Origin of the sequence: Porifericola rhodea (assembly GCF_030506305.1) — a bacterium.
GTDB classification, from domain to species: domain Bacteria; phylum Bacteroidota; class Bacteroidia; order Cytophagales; family Cyclobacteriaceae; genus Catalinimonas; species Catalinimonas rhodea.
Genome location: NZ_CP119421.1, coordinates 1,364,118 through 1,381,859, shown reverse-complemented (window position 1 = coordinate 1,381,859; position 17,742 = coordinate 1,364,118). Strand labels below are relative to the sequence as shown.

Genomic DNA, 17,742 nt, shown 5'->3' with positions numbered 1-17,742 from the left:
TTTCACTGTGGTAAGGCAATAATAGCGTAGGTGCTAAATACAGCAAGGCATACAGTAAAAAATTTTGACGGCTCTTGTATTTTCTGTCAACATCTTCAGTAATATCGCACTCTTATACCAGGTTATGTTATGTGGGTTTACCTCTTATTTGTACTCGGATTTATCCTATTGATCAAAGGTGCTGACTGGCTGGTAAACGGAGCATCTTCTATTGCTAAGAAATATAATGTGCCAGATATAATTATTGGTCTTACCATAGTTTCTTTCGGCACTTCTATGCCAGAGCTAATTGTAAATATACTTGCCAGCCTTAATGGAAGCGCAGAGCTGGCGGTCGGCAACGTCTTTGGAAGTAATATTGCCAACATCCTTCTTATTCTGGGAGTAGCTGCGCTAATTTACCCGCTACCTTTACAGCGCGGCACCGTAATGTCCGAAATACCTTTCTCTCTGATGGCTGCATTATTAGTAGGCTTTCTAGCTAATGCCGCCCTTTTTGACCAGACTCCCGGCCTTATTATCAGTCGCTTAGACGGAGCTATCTTACTTTTTTTCTTTCTGCTTTTTATGCTTTATGTATTTAAAGTGGCCCGTGAGGGTAATGAGCAGGCAGATAGTTATCAGGAGCGCCCTATGCTACAGGCTATTGGCTTAATTTCTTTAGGAGTACTTGCCCTGTTTTTAGGAGGCAAATGGACAGTAGATGGTGCAGTGCATATAGCCACTCTGCTAGGCATGAGCGAAAGTTTTATCGGTCTTACTGTAGTGGCGATAGGTACGTCTTTACCAGAGTTGGTAACTTCTGCGGTAGCGGCAAAAAGGCGCAATACTGATATTGCCGTAGGCAATGCAGTAGGCTCAAATATTTTTAACATACTCTGGATACTAGGCATAAGCGCCATGGTGCACCCTCTGCCTTTTAATGTGCTTAGCAATTTTGATATACTAATGATCATTTTCGCCAGTACCTTATTGATACTTTCAGTCAGTCTGGAGAAGAAAAAAGCCGTGGGTAGAATCAGTGGAGTTATTTTTCTGCTATGCTATGTGGCTTACATCGTCTTTCTACTGGAACGAGGTTAGTAGGAGGTCCAGAAGCTGATGATTGTACCTCCTAATGCGATAATGAGCATAATGGCTAATGCCCCGATAACCAGACCTGCTTTTGTAAAATCACTGCTAAGCAGGTCTCCTTTACTATAAGCGATAGTATTAGGTGGCGTACTAATAGGAAGCGCCATAGCCAGTGAGGCTGCCAGTGCTATGCTGATGGCAAGCTGTACCGGACTACCTGCTTCTGCCCCCTCCGGCTGCATGGCAAAAGATATTCCTATCGGTAGAAGAAGGTTTGCCGCAGCGGTATTTGAGATAAAGGTACTAAACAAAAGGGTGGCTAAAACCATAGCACTGAGCACCATTTTACCTTCTGAAGGCAAAAAGGTAACAAATATCTCATCCAGTCCGCTTAGTTGCATCCCTACGCCCAGGGCAATACCTCCCATAATCAAAATCAGGATATGCCACTCCAGTGAGTTTACATCACTGCGGCTTAGCAGGCCGGTAGCAGTAAAAGCAATTGCAGGAAATAGTGCTACTACTGCTGTAGAGAGGCCATGCCAGCGGTCGGTAAGCCAGAGTAGCACTGTAAGCACCATTATTAGAATCACATACCAGCCACGGGTATCTATTTTTCGGGCTTCAGGTTTAAGGTAAAGATTACTATCTGATGGTTTAAAGTTATTGTACAGAAACAACCAGGCAAACAGAAGTAAAAACAGCATCAGAGGTGTGGCAATCAGCACCCATTCCAGAAAGCTGATACTAAAACCTGACTGTTGAAGAAATGAAACCGCTACAGCATTGGGTGGAGAGGCTATAGGAGTACCCATTCCTCCAATATTCGCCGCAAAAGGAATGCAAAGTAAAAGCCCTTTCCGTAGAGGGTCTTTGTCTGGTATCTGCTTTAATATAGGGTAGACGAGGGTGATCATCATTGCGGTAGTAGCGGTATTGCTCATCCACATAGAAAAGAAAGCGGTGATTAGCATTAGACCCAGCATAACAAAGATGGGTTTGCCCCCGAAAGCACGTAGTATTCCGCTTGCCATAGCTTTGTCTACTCCCTCTTTGAGTACGGCATGGGCAAGAATAAAACCTCCAAAGAACAATACAATTACCGGATTGGAGAGCGGAGCCAGAAACTCACGATAGTCAGGAGAGTACCCCCCTTCAAAGCCAAGGCCTGCCCAGTTTCCCGGATTGGCCAGAAGAATAATTTCCAGCGCAATAATGAGAATAGCGGTAGCAAACAATGGCAGGGCTTCTGTAATCCAGAGCAATGCGGCGAGCACAAATATGCCACTCATGTAGATCGCCTCCTGCTGCCAATCGCTATATAAAAAAAGCCCTCTGACCAATAGTATATCCAGCACCACTGCCGAGATAAAGAGCAGGAGCCTGCGAGAAGGAATGGGCGGTTTTACTTCTGCCAGATCTTCCCAATGGGAGAGTCGCTTCAGTTCTTCGGCAAAGCGTGGAAAACGGTTTTTAAATCTAATCTTCAAAGTATGCGAGGTATGCCTTGTTCAACAGATAAAGTTACATCTGTGCCGCAGTATTTTTTACACTCCACCTAATTTAATTATGATTACGAAAATGCGTGTGGCACAAAAGTATGGGAGTCTGCTTGTTACTAAAGAAATACAGAGATTTGGAATAGGCTCAAACCATGGGCTATAGGTAGTCTGGTGTAGGTAAGTGAGGATACTAAGTATTGAGGTAGAGCCCGAAACCGTAAGAGACGGCCATTATTTCATAGCTGATAGATACACAATTGTGAAGGAATGTAGAGGGGAGGCAAATCCAGCTCATTCAAACATATGACTGACGCTTCTTCTCCTTTCTGTGAGTGGTGAAGACATATAAGTGTATAGCTTTGCCATTTCTGGTGATGAAGAAGTCCTGATTCTTTGTGGTTATCCTGTTTCTTTCAGTGCAGAAGCCATCAAACCTCTGGGTTTTGTCATTTCCTGGCTGTAAGAAGTAATGTTACTGTAAGGTTATGTGCCTTCTTAGTACGCAGAAGTAAGCTATCTGTAAGGTTTACTCATGTCTGTTTTGCAAGAAGTAATGTATCTGTAGGTTTATGTCGCTTCTTTATAAACAGAAACAAGCAGGCTGCAAAGACAGGGCATTTGCCCCTCCATCCTCACCACCATGCAGCTTGTGTAAAAGTCCTTTAAAAGAAAGAGTATATACCTTTTAAGGTAGTTAAGCAATCGGTATGGAGAGATCAGTATCAGGCGCGAAACTGCCCTGAGTGTTTGTTTAGAGTCTTAACCTTCTATGATACACCAAACCTGCTATCTCACTATACTGCTAAGCCCGATAGTTTCTAGTATCATCCAGGCTAAAAAAATAACATACAGACCTAGCAGTACCCAGCATTCGGTTTTGCTTAGCTCGAGCTTGGTACGCATACTGGCAAAAAGAACAATGGTAGCAAATGTAAGAAAGCCCATCATTGGAGCGGCCACAGTAAAGTCTATAGGGGCAGTGCCAGCAATAAGTATCCCTACAGGTACGGCTACCAGCAAATCAAAAATATTGCTACCCAGCACATTAGCCAAGCTTACTACCCCTTCGTTTCTTCGGGCAACTTTTACACTTACGTAAGCATCGGGCAGGCTGGTACCTGCTGCAATAATTGTGAGTCCCCAAAGAAAACTGGGCGTATTAAAATATTCTCCAAACCCCAGCGCCGCACGTACCAGCCCTTCCACACCTACTACGATAAGTAGCAGACTTAGTAGTAAACGAATCCACTGCTTGCGGGCAGAAATATCTTTAGGTCGTTCTGCTTTATTATTCTTGCGTTCTTCTTTTACATCCTGAAACTGCAAAAAGATATACAGCCCGTATAGCAGAAAGGGAATCAGGGCGATGTAACGATTAACCTCACCGGTCAGTGCTTTCCCTTCTACCGGATTGTAGATGACAGCAAAAGAAAAAGCGAGCAGTAGTACGGCTACAGAAGTAATGTAAAACTGAGCGTCTTTATATACCAGCGTATGGTTGGCGCTAAGCTTACCTGATGCAAGGCCCGAAATGGCAGGGATTACCAGTATATTAAAAATAGCTGAACCCACGATAGCTGAAACTCCCAGGTCAAACTCCCCATGAATGAGCGTGGAGATGACTGAACTGCTTAACTCTGGAAAGCTGGAGCCAACTGCGGCAATAATAGCTCCATGAAATATTTTAGGCAGACGATAGTAATTAGCCAGCTTGTCAGAAGAAGACTCCAGCATATCGCCGCCCCACCATACGATAGCTGTACCACCAACTGCAGCCAGCACATAAAAAATTAGCGAATCCAAAAGCAAAAAGGTTTAAAAAACTACCTCCATAACGCCATGACGGCCCTAGTGTTTGAACTCATTGCAAGCACGTAAACTAAGCCTTAAAATATATGCTAAGTAATTGCACTTATCCAATACAAAAGACCAGCAATAAAATTAGAAGATCACAAATCATATCAATATATTAGTCAGCCTAGGGCGTAAAGCTGACTATTATCAGTTTTGCGCATAATATAAGTCATAGATGTTTAGGGTATACAAAACGACATTTGTATAGAGCGTCTCCTAAACACGATTAAACAACATTTTCCAAAACAGTTTTTATGAAAACGACTAACAACCCAAAGGTTCTTCAGGAACTGGAAAGTATGGGAATTCGTGAAAGCAAGCCTGTCTTGTGGAATCTCCCCCCTGCTGCTCTGGTAGAAGAAACCCTCAAGAGTGGAGAAGGTGTGCTGACTGACACCGGCGCCCTGATGTGCGACACCGGTAAATTTACCGGGCGGGCTCCCAAAGACCGTTTTATCGTGAAAGATGAGCTTACCAAAGACAAAGTATGGTGGGGAAACATCAACATTCCTTTTGAGCCTGCTAAGTTTGATCAATTGTACGATAAGATGATCAAGTCGCTGGAAGGCAAGAAGGTATATGTACGCGATGCCGCCGCTGGTGCTGACCCTAAGTATCGTCTTAAGATCAGAGTTATAGATACCCAGGCCTGGCATAATATGTTTTGCTACAACATGTTTTTAAGGTTGGAGAAGGAGGAGCTGGACAACTTTAGCCCTGACTTTACCATTATCGCTAATCCGGATTTTAAAGCAGTGCCGGAAGTTGATGGTACGCGTGATCAGAATTTTGCCATCATTAATTTTAGCCGAAAGATAATTCTGGTAGGAGGCACCGGCTATACCGGTGAGACCAAAAAAGGCGTGTTTAGTGTGCTTAACTTTCTGCTACCTGAGCGGGAAAATGTGCTTTCTATGCACTGTAGTGCCAATATGGGTAAAGATGGCGATACCGCGATCTTCTTCGGGCTATCTGGCACCGGAAAAACCACGCTCTCTGCCGACCCTAATCGCTACCTGATTGGTGATGATGAACACGGCTGGACAGAAGATAGTGTCTTTAACTTTGAAGGTGGTTGTTATGCAAAAGTAATTAACCTTTCTCAAGAGAATGAGCCGGAAATCTGGAACGCAATTAGGTTTGGTGCCATACTGGAAAATACGCGTTTCTATCCAGAGAGCCGCACGGTAGATTATACCAATAAGGAGGTTACAGAAAATACCCGTGTTTCCTACCCTATTTACCATATCGCAAATGCCAGGCACCCTTCAGTAGGAGGGGTGCCGGAAAATATATTTTTTCTCACAGCCGATGCATATGGGGTATTGCCGCCTATCTCAAAGCTAACGGTTGGGCAGGCGATGTATCACTTTATCTCAGGCTATACGGCTAAAGTAGCAGGTACAGAAACAGGCATTACTGAGCCGGTTGCCACTTTCTCTGCCTGTTTTGGTTCTCCCTTTATGCCCCTGCACCCTACGCGCTATGCGGAGCTCTTAGGCAAAAAGATGGAGCAGCAGCAAGTTAATGTATGGCTGATTAATACCGGATGGTCAGGAGGGCCCTACGGAATAGGCAGCCGTATTAGGCTTAAATATACCAGGGCTATGATCACCGCCGCCCTAGAAGGTCAGTTAAATGAGGTAGAATACGAAGCGCATCCTGTTTTTGGGGTATTGATGCCTACCCAATGTCCGGAGGTTCCCGCTGAAATATTAAATCCTCGTAATACCTGGCTAGACAAAAACGCTTATGACGATAAGGCGAACCATCTGGCAGCTCAGTTTGCTAAAAACTTTGAAAAGTTTGCTGAGAATGCCAATGAGGAGATCAGAGAAGGAGGTCCTGTTGTACAGACTTTTTCATAATAGTTTGATAGTCAATTAAAAAGAAGGGTGCGGCCAGTGGGTTGCACCCTTTTATTTTTGCCCATTAGTAGTGATATTACGTTTTTCCCGAATCCTAACCTAAAGATTATGATGAGCAAGAATATACTACTTAGCCTATTGCTTTTGGGCATGTTTGGCAGCCCTGCCAAAGCACAAGACCTGTCCGTTCAGGTAGAGAAGATAGCTGATGAGATAGAAGAGAAAGTGGTGAGTTGGCGCAGAGATATACATGAGCATCCTGAACTCTCCAATCGAGAGTTCCGTACGGCGAAAATGGTTGCCAAACATCTGAAATCACTCGGAATAGCCGTACAGACTGAGGTTGCGCATACTGGTGTGGTTGGCATACTCAAGGGGGCAAAGCCTGGACCGGTGGTAGCCTTGCGTGCCGATATGGATGCCCTGCCTGTAGTAGAGCGCGTAGATGTGCCTTTTGCTTCTAAAGTAACAACAGAATATAATGGGGAAGAGGTAGGTGTAATGCATGCCTGCGGACACGATACCCACGTAGCTATTTTAATGGGCGTAGCCGAAACACTTAGCCGGATGCAAAAAGATTTGACTGGTACGGTAAAGTTTATCTTTCAGCCTGCTGAAGAAGGAGCTCCGGAAGGAGAGGAAGGCGGGGCCGACCTGATGATTAAAGAAGGAGCTCTGCAAAACCCTGATGTTGATGTGATTTTTGGTCTGCACATTAACTCACAAACGGAGGTTAACACCATTGGGTATCGTTCGGAAGGGACTATGGCTAGTGTAGATGGTCTGGAAATTAAAGTGAAAGGAGCGCAAACACATGGAGCTTATCCCTGGTCGGGTGTAGACCCTATCGTTACCGCTTCGCAGATTGTTATGGGGTTGCAAACTATAGTCAGCAGAAATCTGGAACTACTTAAAGCTCCAGCAGTAGTGACTATTGGCAAAATTGAAGGAGGCGTGCGTAGCAATATCATCCCTGAAGAGGTAAGGATGATCGGTACCATACGCTCACTGGACCCAGAGATGCAGGATAAAATACATAAGAGAATTCGTGAGATCGCTACCAACATCGGAGAAAGTGCCGGAGCAGAAGTAGAAGTAAATATCTCCCGGGGGTATCCGGTTACTTATAACGACCCTGAACTTACTGCCTGGGCAGCGGAATCGCTCAAGCAAACTGCCGGAGATGATCATGTATTTCTTCGTAAGGCTGTTACCGGGGCAGAAGACTTTTCTTACTTTGCCCAGGAAGTGCCGGGTTTCTTTTTCTTTTTAGGAGGTATGCCTGCCGATAAGACTGCTGAGGAGGCGGCCCCGCATCATACGCCAGATTTTTATATAGATGATAGCGGCCTGAAGCTAGGCGTAAAAGCTTTAAGTAATCTTACCATAGACTACATGAGCAAACAGGAAACCATGGGTAAATAAGTACTACCCACCTAAACCCGATAAGGCTATTGTTTTGCAGGCAATAGCCTTTTTTTCTGTGATACAACTAGAGGGTTACTAGCTGTTCTTTCTGGGAGGGGTTTTGATCAGATGCTTAGGAGGCATGGAACTATGGTTGGGCTCCATAAGGTCTTCGCTACAGCTGCTTATTGTAAATGCAAAAGAACACACAAAAGCTAAGGTAAGTAGGCTGAATTTGTTGACAAATCTTTTCATGATTGCGTTGGATTATAATATTCTAAAAAGTTTTCAGGAAAGTGATTAGCTGTTCTTTCTGGGAGGAGTTTTGATCAGGTGCTTAGGTGGCATGGCACTATGGTCAGGTTCCATAAGATCTTCAGTGCAACTGCTTATTGTAAATGCAAAAGAACACACAAAAGCTAAGGTAAGTAGGCTAAATTTATTTGTTAATTTTTTCATGACTTATTGAATTTTAGTAATTGAAATAAATAAGTATGTCTACTGACTTATCTGTTTTTTCTGGGAGGAGTTTTAATTAGATTTTTAGGAGGCATAGCACTCTGGTCAGGGTCGATAATATCCTCTGTACAGCTACTAATACTAAAGGCAAAAGAGCAAACAAAAGCTAGGGTAAGAAGGCTGAATTTGTTAGTAAATTTTTTCATGATTTGATGGGGTTGATGGTTAATAATCAGTGTTAATTCAATGTTTAAGGGCTGTTTTTAGATACCTTCTGTAGACAATTCAAAGGTAGAAGGTTGCTTATGTCTAAGCAATAGGGTGTGAGATTAGCCCTTTTTAGGTGGAGGTTTTGTAAAAAAAATGAAGCTTAATGGAGTAGTATTATTCCAATGAAAGTGCTTTTTGTTGAGTTCAGAGACTCATACTTCTTACTTCTAACGCTTGAGGGGTTTGTGCTTACTAATGTATCTTAAGCCTCTAGGTATAACACCTAGTATTTAGTGTTTTGATAACATTAGAACGAAGAAAGGTATTTTGTTAAAAACAATATTTAAAAAGTTAAAATTTGATTTCTAATAGTTATATAACATTGAGTTCCCTGAAACAGCTGTTTTTTTGCAAAATATAGTTCACTCGCAGTTTTATGGATTAAAAGCAGGTAAAAAGGAGCCAGCGAGGATAGAAATAATATACTCAGCTACGCAAGTGAGAATTTCCATATTTTATCAGGCAAAAAAGCGCTTAGAGCGGCCTATGAAGCTGTAATGTAATCCGCTAAAATTAAAAAGTGCTGAATATCCATGAGAATTCAGGCTACCATTTTGATAATTTTTCTCACAATAGATATGGCCAAAATCTCTGCTAGGGCCACACAATCAGCCGAAATATTTTACAAAACCGTTTTGTACCAGAAATGAGGTTCAGCAGAACAGTTTTCAATTTATCTATTTTGGGCAGCTAGACATAGCAAAGAGGGCATGGTATGATAGAGAAAGAGAGATGGCTATTCTTTATCCAGACGATCTTCGCCTCTTAGCGTATCTAGCAAAGTATTTAGCTGATCAATCTGTTCTTCATTCAGGTTTTTTGTAATGTTATCCAGGCCGTCCATCTGTTTGTCTATACACAGTAGCAGCTCCAGACCTTGAGAGGTGATGGTAACATGTACCAGACGTTTGTCATTGGGGCAGTTTTCCTTTTTAACAAGTCCTTTCTTTAGCAAGCGGTCTACTACACGTGAGGAGTCGGTATAGCGATCTACACTACGCCGGGTTATTTCTTTGGTACTAATAGGGTCTGGAAAGCTACCTCTTAGTATCCTGAGTACGTTAAACTGCTGCTGAGTAAGCTCATATTGATCTAAAAAAGACTTAATCTGAGCCCTGAACCAATTGAAAGTATAAAGTAAATTGATGCGAAGCTTATGATGTTTATTATAAAAGTTGGGTTGGTGAATCTCCTCTTCCAGTTTCATAGTCTATAGGACGTAAATAGTAATACGTATTTTTCAGGTAAGGCCTGAAAGTCTGCTCAAATTAATGATTAAAGAGCAGACAGCCATTCTGTAACTACATTAACTTCAGAAACTGGAAAGAGGAAAATTGTTTTAGCTTAATTGCTTAAGTTGTTTAAGTACCTCTTCAGGTTCTGCTCTGTTTCTGTAATCTGCATCCAGAAAAGCGTAGCGAATTTTGCCTGATGAGTCTATCACATAAGTAGCTGCCAGCGGAAGTTCGTCGCTATTGTTGCCATTATATACTTCCAGATCAAAAGCTTGTTTATAATATCCACTTACGGTATCATTCAGCTGAAATACCAACCCATATTGTCGGGCTACGGTATTGTTAACATCACTAAGTACCTCAAACTCCAGTTCATTCTTCTCCTGGGTGGATAAAGATTTGTCTGGTAGTTCGGGTGTAAGTGCGAGCAGATTGGCTCCCTCTTTTTTAAACTGAGGTAAATATTGCTGCAAATGTTTCAGGCTTAAGTTACAATAAGGGCACCACCCTCCGCGGTACCAGGTAAGTACTACTGGCCCCTTCTCTAAGTAGTTATCCAGACTTACCTCCTGACCTTTGGCATTTTTAAGAGTAAAAGAAATTGCCTGATCGCCAGTGTTCAAAGCCTGTTTGAGAATGCCACTCTGTATCACTTCCTGTATGCCACCCTCAAAGGCCTCAATTTTATTTTGATCTGCTTTCTGCAAAAATTTTTCTTTGTAGGCTTCTAGCTCTGCTTGTAAACTCATATGAATTGTTTTAAAAAAAATATCAGCATAGAAATTTTTGTCCCTATGCTGATGAGTACTAAACTTATATTGAATTAATAAACTTCTTGTTCTAAAGGTTTGGCTTCAGGAAAATCTATGGCTATCTGAGTGATGTTATGTACATAATTAGATAAAGACTTATCAGCAACCAAAGACACCAGGTCCATCAAAGCTTTTTCGTCATACCCCTGCTCGAAGAAGGCATCCAATTCTTCCTGAGCGGGTTTACCATGGCTATGTACTATAGCCGAAGAGAGTCTGGTAATTGCTCTTAGCTTGGCGTCCTCAATAGTGCCTGCTCTTAACTGCAAAGTTTCTTCTTCAGTAAAGCCGTTCATTTTAGCGATGGTGGTATGCGCTGCCAGGCAGTACTGACATGCGTTAGCCTGAGAAACGGCAAGGTTTACAGCTTCTCTTTCCTTAGCGTTGAAGCTACCTTTAGCCTGTGCCTGCTGAAACTGTAGGTAGGCTTCCAATGCATTTGACGAATGACCAATAGTAGCATACAGATTAGGTACTTTACCTATGCTTTTTTCTAATTGATCAAAGATTGCTTTTCCTTTGTCATCAACCTGGTCTTTTGTCGGTATTATGAAGTTTTTCATGATTTTCTAATTAAATGATGAGAATAATAACGTAGCTACATTAATGTAGTTACATTAAAATTGGAAAACTTTACTTTTTGATATAAGTGGTTGAAAGCCAGGATGAAAAGTGGTTTTGTTTTATTGCAGAGAGCTAAAGCTATAAAAAAGCCCCTTTACTTTTAGTGAAGGGGCCAAAGATAAAAATAGTGTTATTATTAAAGTTTAGTGGTTTGGTTGAGCAAATAGTAGTCTGCAATAACCAAAGCAGCCATTGCCTCTACGATTGGTACCGCACGAGGCACAACACAGGGATCGTGGCGTCCTTTACCTGATACAGTTACTACTTCTCCAGCCTCATTTACACTCTCCTGATCTTGCATTAAGGTAGCGACTGGCTTAAACGCTACTCTGAAGTAAATGTCTTCACCATTTGAAATACCTCCCTGAATACCTCCCGAGTGGTTGGTGCGGGTTCGTACTTCTTCGCCATCTTTGTAGTACGCATCATTATGTGCGGATCCGTTAAGAGCAACCCCCTCAAAACCACTGCCGTACTCAAACCCTTTAACGGCATTAATATTAAGCATGGCTTTGCCTAGCTCGGCATGTAGTTTATCAAAAACGGGTTCTCCCAATCCGGCAGGCACTCCCTGAATAACACAGCTTACGATACCGCCAATTGTATCTCTATTTTTACGTGTAGTATCTATAAGCTCAATCATCTGTTCAGCAACCTCAGCATCGGGGCAGCGAACAATGTTATTTTCAGTCTGGCTTAAATCTAGTTCCTGATACGCTTTCTGTAGACGGAGCGTACCTACCTGAGATACATAAGCTGACACTTCTATGCCTTTATGCTTAAGAAACTGTTTAGCCACAGCTCCGGCAGCTACTCTGGCAGCTGTTTCGCGTGCTGAGCTTCTTCCTCCGCCACGGTAATCACGGATGCCATACTTACTATGGTAGGTATAGTCAGCATGCGAAGGGCGAAATTTGTCAGCAATATGCGAATAGTCTTTACTCCTCTGATCTTCATTAGGAATCAGAATCATGATAGGAGTACCTGTGGTTTTGCCGTCAAATACGCCAGACTGTATCTGAAAAGTATCACTCTCTTTGCGCTGGGTAGTAATTTTAGACTGGCCGGGCTTACGACGATCCATATCTTTCTGAATAAGCTCTTCATCCAGAGGCATACCAGCGGGGCAACCGTCAATAATTACTCCAATAGATTTGCCGTGAGATTCACCGTAAGTTGAAATTTTAAATAAAGTGCCAAAAGAGTTTCCCATGCCGCTAATGCTAAATAGATATGATATAGAATGACAAATGTAGCAGCTAAGGCGATAAAGCCCAAAGCTATTTTTTAAAGACTGCGAAGCCTGCCAAAGCCAACATACCAATAATTAGTACGTTTGCCATTATTTTAAGCCAACCATCATGTTCGAGGCTAGCCAGCTTATTGTCTGTTCTGTCAATACGGTCGTAGAAGGTGCCTACATTTTGAGCGCTGATGTAATCATTTTTACGGCTTTTTCCACTTACCTGCAAGGCTAAATCAGAGCGAAGCGTATCGTAAGCCTGGGTAGAAGTATTGAAGAATACCCAATTAAAATATTTGCCAAGCTGGTACTCTCCCGGTTCATTAGGAACAGCAAAATATGAAAAAGCCTTAGACCCCATCACTCTATTACCTCGTCGGCTAATATTTTGCTCAATACTGGGAGCATACACATCAAAATCATCATTGCTTTTAATGTCGGGCTTCTCAATGGCAGAAATGTTACCTTCTCCTACAATCTTAAAGGTATAGTTAAAGCTTTTGCCGGTAGTTAGTTCTTTATCGCTTATCTCTTCTTCCAGGCGGTAATCTCCTACCGCTACTCGTTCGCGCAGCGGGTGTTCAGGCAGAGCTTTAACATATACCTGCTTAGGCTGACTATAGAAAGTTTTGAAGTCCTCCTGTCGCCTTCTACCAAAGAAAGAAGGGTTCTTGGCAACTTTATACTTAATCATTTTTAGTCCCACTTCCGGAAATTTAATTGGATCCTGGTTCAGTGGAAAAAATGTTGCCTGATATATTTTGTATTGAGTGTAGTTTTGCCCGTTGATAGAGACAGGTTTACCATTGATATTCTCTATGTTGAAATTCTCTTCCCAGGCATTAGAAGGTTTAATATCTTTTAAGATATCTGTCAACTGTTTACCAAGGTCATAGAACTGTAAAGGAGCCTGGTTTTTATCTGATACATAAAAGGCTAGCGTAGTTGTAAAGCCTTCGCCCAGGTATACAGAATCTTTGTCTGTAGAGAGGGCCAGAAAGGCATCATCCTGCACATCTACAAACTCCTGAGGTTGGTTGCGTCTACCAAAAAAGTCATCAAAAGGATCGTTGAAGTCAAAAGGGTTATTGCCTCTGCCTCCCTGGCGAGCCGGGCCTACTGTAATACTGCTCCCTGATGAGCTCACCTGGGTGTCATTTACGTTCATGCGAAATGGCGAAAGTTTAAAGGTACCCTCACGGGTAGGCAGATAGGTTTGCGTAACACTCTGCGAAGAAGATACCTGCCCGTTGACAATATTGGTAGAGGAAGAGGTTGAAATACCTGCCTTCTCAAAGCCGGGAATGTCCGGGAAGTCATCATACCTACGTAGTCTGTCGTCTTTTATTTTTACGGTTATGGTAAATTGCTCATTTAAGCCTATCTCATTAGGGCCTAACTCAATAGAAACTTCCTGAGCCACAGACTGTAAGGAAACTGACAGGCAGCAGATTATGAAGATCAGCACATGTGTAAACCTCATAGAATAAAATAATTTTGGCTAAAACCCGTTGCAAAAATGCGCTTGCAAAAGCAAAAGTTGCTATATATATTTATAACACTTTTTAAAGACAAGACGTACGTACGACTCACCAAAAATTTTGTGAATGAATTAGTTTTTTAGACTTGTTGATTTTTTTATAACCCAAAATTGAATCGGATATGCAAATTAACAACAAGCAAGTAAATGCCAAGCGAATACATGCCCAATTGGACTATGTAAAGCTCATACTTGCTAAGGTAAGCTTTGACAAGGCCTTGTTCAAAAAAGAACTAAAAAAAGCTATCGGTATTTTATTGCCTCACGAAGTTGGTAGCCTCAAAGAATGGTGTTATCAGCGGTTTGGTAGAATGTATCGTTCTACTCTTAATGAATGCTTCACGGTTAGCTGCGCAGGCTAAACTAACCTATTAGACTAACTTAAAGTAAAGAACACACTACAATATATCGGGTCACAGTTATTACTGTGGCCTTTTTTTATCGGATACAAAGCGGATGTTCCTCTGTAAACCCTGGTACTTGGTACGCTTTACAGCTGATTTTTTAAAAAGCTTCCGAAAAACCTCTTCTGTTAGCTCTTCCCAATCCTCTTTTTGCATACTCCTTAGCTCAGGGTGAGGCGAAAAATCTGGCTCCTGGTGGGGGCGTGCGTGTCGGTTCCAGGGGCATACATCCTGACAGATATCACATCCGAATATCCAGTTCTCAAACTTAGCCTGTGCTTTTTTAGGAATTTCTTCTTTAAGCTCTATGGTATAGTAAGAGATGCAGCGGCTTCCGTCCACTACGTAGGGTGCTACTATAGCATCGGTAGGGCAGGCGTCCAGGCAGCGGGTGCAGGTTCCGCAGTAATCTTTCATGGGACCATCGGCTTGCAGTTCCAGATCGCTAATAATCTCAGCCAGAAAAAAGAAACTTCCTCTTTGCTTAGTCAGGAGCAGGCTATTTTTACCCACCCAGCCTACACCGCTACGTTTGGCCCATGCCCTTTCCATAACTGGTGCAGAGTCTACAAAAACACGTCCTTCAATCTCGCCAATTTCTTCTTGTAGCTCTGCCACCAAATTTCTTAGTTTATCCTTTATTACAAAGTGATAATCTTGGCCATAGGCATATTTTGATATTTTATAATTATCGCTCTGGCTTAGATCTTCTTCCGGATAGTAGTTGTAGAGTAGCGTAACCACAGAACGAGCTCCCTCTACCAGCTTTGTAGGGTCCAGCCGTTTGTCAAAATGGTTTTCCATATAGTGCATCTGCCCGTGCATTCCCTGTTTCAGCCAGTTTTCCAGCTTGGGAGCTTCCTCTTCCAAAAATTCAGCCCTGGAAATACCGCAAAAGTCGAAGCCCAGCGCCTTTGCTTTTTCTTTAACTAGTTGTGATCTTTTTTCAAGGACTTGAGATGACATGCTGGTAAAGTTTAGCGGTGCAATGCAGTAGTTTGGCAGAAAGTTCCGCAATTTGGGAGCGATTCTAAGTCTTAATAGGCTTCTACGCTAATAATTTTTTTGATATTTGCCTGCCAGGCGTATTTTAGAGAAATTCATAAGGTATATTAATTATTTTTTTCAACTACATATATGGAAACCCAGGATCGTCTTGATTTGCAGGAAGAATTTAAGCATTGCGATATTTTTACTGTAGAAAATAAACCTGTGCTTATTATCAAAGCTACCGATACATATATACCAATCGAAGAGTTTCAAAAGGTGTTTCTTCGTGCCGCTGAGCTAATCAAAGAGCATCAGATTAAAAAAGTGATCTTCGACAAAAGAAGGATGAGCGTTTTTCATCAGCCTTCTATGGAGTGGTATTATAAGGAATGGAAAGAAAGTCTACTGCCTTATGGTATGCATGTGCACAGAAAGCTACTCCCTGAGGATAAGGTGTTTAGAAAAAGTGTAGAGCTGGGTAAAGCAAAAATTAAAGAAAAGTACCCTCAGCTAAAAGTGAATGAAATGGATATCCGCTATTTTGAGGATATGCAGGAAGCTATTGATAATTGATAGCCCCATTAAAAATTATTAAATAGCAATATAATTAGTAGTGTATATTTTTCAATTATCATACTAAATTAATGGTCAATTATGCCCATTTGAATAGCTAAAAATCAATATTATTTAAAACAGTATCTTAAATTGCTTGTTATAATATTGTGTATTAATCATACTTTTTAATCTTAAAATTTAAATGATGAAATATCTATCAATATTCTTAACAAGTATTTTTATTTCTGCTACAGCCTTTGCGCAGCAGAATAATGAAGTTGTATCTAAGGCAAATGAAGCTGCAGAGTTAGGTGATCTTGAATCATACGCTTTTGGTAACAATTTTCAGAATCTGGAGGATGAGCAGTGGTATACATTTAGTACTCTTCAAAATACAATGGTACAAAATGCCATAGTACATGAGTTTGATACTTATGGTTACGATTTCAATACTGAAAACCCCGATGTACTAATCAGTTACGTAATCTTTGATGAGAAGTACAACGAAAAGTATGGCTACTATAAAGACCCTTATACTGTAGACCAAAATGTCGGTGAAGAAAATATTTTAGAACAGTTAGAAGAAGGAAGTCTGGTAGTAAGTGCTATTAACCCTGATACCGGTGAGGCGCTTTGGGTAGCTTACGTAGCTGAAGCTGTAGAACCTGATGATAATCTAAGAAACCAACAGATCGATATTAGAAGTTCCGTGGCTAATGTAATTGAAGACTTTGTAGCTACTTCTAATTTTGATGATACCACCTACTAAAAAGTAGATAAAGCGTAAAACAAGGGCCGACTTAGTAATAAGTCGGCCCTTTTTTATTCGTCAAACAATGTTTGTGCTCTGCCCGGGGGGATGAGCTTAAGATGTCTGTAAGCCAGTTCTGTAGCTTCTCTTCCACGAGAAGTTCTTTTGATGTAGCCCTCCTTAATGAGAAAAGGCTCATACACTTCTTCTATAGTTTCCGCTTCTTCTCCACAGGCGGTAGCAATAGTACTAATGCCTACCGGTCCTCCTTTAAACTTTTCAATAATGGTAGAAAGAATGCGGTTATCCATGTCATCTAGGCCGTTCTGGTCTACATCCAGGGCTTTAAGAGCCATTTCCGCAATGGGTTTAGTAATAATACCTTCCCCCTTAATTTCGGCAAAGTCGCGGGTACGGCGTAGTAGCGTATTGGCAATACGCGGGGTACCGCGGCTACGGCGAGCAATTTCGTGGGCTGCCTCTTCATGAATAGGGGTGTTTAATATACTGGCCGAACGTTTAACGATGCTTTGTAGTAGTTCCGCATCATAATATTCCAAGCGAGCATTAATGCCAAAGCGAGCCCTTAGAGGTGAGGTAAGCAGACCCGAACGTGTAGTGGCTCCTACCAGCGTAAAAGGGCTAAGGCTAATCTGCACTGTACGAGCATTGGGCCCGGAGTCAAGCATAATATCAATCTTGAAATCTTCCATGGCAGAGTATAGGTACTCTTCCACAATAGGGTTAAGCCGGTGTATTTCGTCAATAAACAAAACATCGCCGGCATCCAGATTTGTTAATAGTCCGGCAAGGTCGCTGGGTTTATCCAGTACCGGGCCAGAGGTAGCTTTAATCTGCGACTCCAGTTCATTGGCAATAATATGAGAAAGGGTGGTCTTTCCCAGGCCGGGAGGGCCATGCAAAAGCACATGGTCCAGTTGGTCGCCACGCTTTTTAGCAGCCAGTACAAATACCTTAAGGTTTTCTATAATTTTAGACTGACCGGTAAAGTCATCAAAACTTAGGGGGCGGAGCGCTTTTTCCAATTCACGTTCGCCAGGACTAAGATGATCGGCATCGCCTCTTAAATAATCTTCTCTCATCAGTAGCGTGATATGTATTTATATAAATTAATATCTGTATGGTTTAACCAT

General features: G+C 41.9%; 18 protein-coding genes. 6 read left to right on the top strand and 12 right to left on the bottom strand.

All coding sequences use genetic code 11. From position 1 onward, the window contains the following. Positions 1-129 precede the first annotated feature (129 nt). On the top strand, positions 130-1,083 hold the full coding sequence (locus PZB74_RS05680; protein ID WP_302241395.1) for a calcium/sodium antiporter: 954 nt from the start codon (positions 130-132) through the stop codon (positions 1,081-1,083). Here PZB74_RS05680 and PZB74_RS05675 read toward each other — a convergent pair. Together PZB74_RS05675 and PZB74_RS05670 are read right to left on the bottom strand one after the other, a co-directional pair. Beyond that, positions 1,080-2,564: an SLC13 family permease gene (locus PZB74_RS05675; protein ID WP_302241394.1), complete on the bottom strand. Its 1,485-nt coding sequence runs from the start codon at positions 2,562-2,564 to the stop codon at positions 1,080-1,082. The genes PZB74_RS05680 and PZB74_RS05675 overlap by 4 nt on opposite strands. Positions 2,565-3,362: 798 nt before the next feature. Next, the gene (locus PZB74_RS05670) at positions 3,363-4,379 is read right to left on the bottom strand and encodes a sodium:calcium antiporter (RefSeq protein WP_302241393.1); all 1,017 of its coding nucleotides are present in this window, start codon (positions 4,377-4,379) and stop codon (positions 3,363-3,365) included. Between the two features lie 305 nt (positions 4,380-4,684). On the opposite strand from PZB74_RS05670, the gene pckA reads away from it, so the two are divergent. Together pckA and PZB74_RS05660 are read left to right on the top strand one after the other, a co-directional pair. Then, a complete protein-coding gene (pckA, locus tag PZB74_RS05665) occupies positions 4,685-6,298 on the top strand; it encodes a phosphoenolpyruvate carboxykinase (ATP) (protein ID WP_302241392.1) in 1,614 nt (537 codons plus the stop codon). Between the two features lie 111 nt (positions 6,299-6,409). Further along, positions 6,410-7,723: an amidohydrolase gene (locus PZB74_RS05660; RefSeq protein WP_302242754.1), complete on the top strand. Its 1,314-nt coding sequence runs from the start codon at positions 6,410-6,412 to the stop codon at positions 7,721-7,723. A gap of 78 nt (positions 7,724-7,801) precedes the next feature. On the opposite strand, the gene PZB74_RS05655 is transcribed toward PZB74_RS05660, so the two are convergent. The 8 genes from PZB74_RS05655 to PZB74_RS05620 all read right to left on the bottom strand — a co-directional run bounded on the left by PZB74_RS05655 (position 7,802) and on the right by PZB74_RS05620 (position 13,831). Further along, a complete protein-coding gene (locus PZB74_RS05655; protein ID WP_302241391.1) occupies positions 7,802-7,960 on the bottom strand; it encodes a hypothetical protein in 159 nt (52 codons plus the stop codon). A gap of 45 nt (positions 7,961-8,005) precedes the next feature. Next, a complete protein-coding gene (locus PZB74_RS05650) occupies positions 8,006-8,164 on the bottom strand; it encodes a hypothetical protein (RefSeq protein ID WP_302241390.1) in 159 nt (52 codons plus the stop codon). Positions 8,165-8,211: 47 nt separating this feature from the next. Next, positions 8,212-8,370 carry a hypothetical protein gene (locus tag PZB74_RS05645; RefSeq protein WP_302241389.1) on the bottom strand — a complete coding sequence of 53 codons (159 nt, stop codon included), beginning with the start codon at positions 8,368-8,370 and terminating at the stop codon, positions 8,212-8,214. An 800-nt stretch (positions 8,371-9,170) separates the two neighbouring features. Further along, positions 9,171-9,641: a MarR family winged helix-turn-helix transcriptional regulator gene (locus PZB74_RS05640; protein ID WP_302241388.1), complete on the bottom strand. Its 471-nt coding sequence runs from the start codon at positions 9,639-9,641 to the stop codon at positions 9,171-9,173. A 132-nt stretch (positions 9,642-9,773) separates the two neighbouring features. Next, positions 9,774-10,418, bottom strand: coding sequence for a peroxiredoxin-like family protein (locus PZB74_RS05635; protein WP_302241387.1), 645 nt, complete (start codon positions 10,416-10,418; stop codon positions 9,774-9,776). Positions 10,419-10,492: 74 nt separating this feature from the next. Further along, positions 10,493-11,044: a carboxymuconolactone decarboxylase family protein gene (locus tag PZB74_RS05630; protein WP_302241386.1), complete on the bottom strand. Its 552-nt coding sequence runs from the start codon at positions 11,042-11,044 to the stop codon at positions 10,493-10,495. A 197-nt stretch (positions 11,045-11,241) separates the two neighbouring features. After that, a complete protein-coding gene (gene aroC, locus PZB74_RS05625) occupies positions 11,242-12,318 on the bottom strand; it encodes a chorismate synthase (protein ID WP_302241384.1) in 1,077 nt (358 codons plus the stop codon). Between the two features lie 67 nt (positions 12,319-12,385). Further along, positions 12,386-13,831, bottom strand: coding sequence for a BatD family protein (locus tag PZB74_RS05620; RefSeq protein ID WP_302241383.1), 1,446 nt, complete (start codon positions 13,829-13,831; stop codon positions 12,386-12,388). Positions 13,832-14,010: 179 nt separating this feature from the next. On the opposite strand from PZB74_RS05620, the gene PZB74_RS05615 reads away from it, so the two are divergent. Further along, the gene (locus PZB74_RS05615; protein ID WP_302241382.1) at positions 14,011-14,250 is read left to right on the top strand and encodes a hypothetical protein; all 240 of its coding nucleotides are present in this window, start codon (positions 14,011-14,013) and stop codon (positions 14,248-14,250) included. A 60-nt stretch (positions 14,251-14,310) separates the two neighbouring features. On the opposite strand, the gene queG is transcribed toward PZB74_RS05615, so the two are convergent. Then, positions 14,311-15,258: a tRNA epoxyqueuosine(34) reductase QueG gene (queG, locus tag PZB74_RS05610; RefSeq protein WP_302241381.1), complete on the bottom strand. Its 948-nt coding sequence runs from the start codon at positions 15,256-15,258 to the stop codon at positions 14,311-14,313. A gap of 171 nt (positions 15,259-15,429) precedes the next feature. Here queG and PZB74_RS05605 point away from each other — a divergent pair, with 171 nt between their 5' ends. Together PZB74_RS05605 and PZB74_RS05600 are read left to right on the top strand one after the other, a co-directional pair. After that, the gene (locus tag PZB74_RS05605; RefSeq protein ID WP_302241380.1) at positions 15,430-15,855 is read left to right on the top strand and encodes a hypothetical protein; all 426 of its coding nucleotides are present in this window, start codon (positions 15,430-15,432) and stop codon (positions 15,853-15,855) included. A 184-nt stretch (positions 15,856-16,039) separates the two neighbouring features. Further along, positions 16,040-16,606 carry a DUF4136 domain-containing protein gene (locus PZB74_RS05600; RefSeq protein ID WP_302241379.1) on the top strand — a complete coding sequence of 189 codons (567 nt, stop codon included), beginning with the start codon at positions 16,040-16,042 and terminating at the stop codon, positions 16,604-16,606. Between the two features lie 53 nt (positions 16,607-16,659). Here the strand turns inward: PZB74_RS05600 and ruvB are convergent, their stop codons facing one another. Then, on the bottom strand, positions 16,660-17,691 hold the full coding sequence (ruvB, locus tag PZB74_RS05595) for a Holliday junction branch migration DNA helicase RuvB (RefSeq protein ID WP_302241378.1): 1,032 nt from the start codon (positions 17,689-17,691) through the stop codon (positions 16,660-16,662). Between the last annotated feature and the right edge of the window lie 51 nt (positions 17,692-17,742).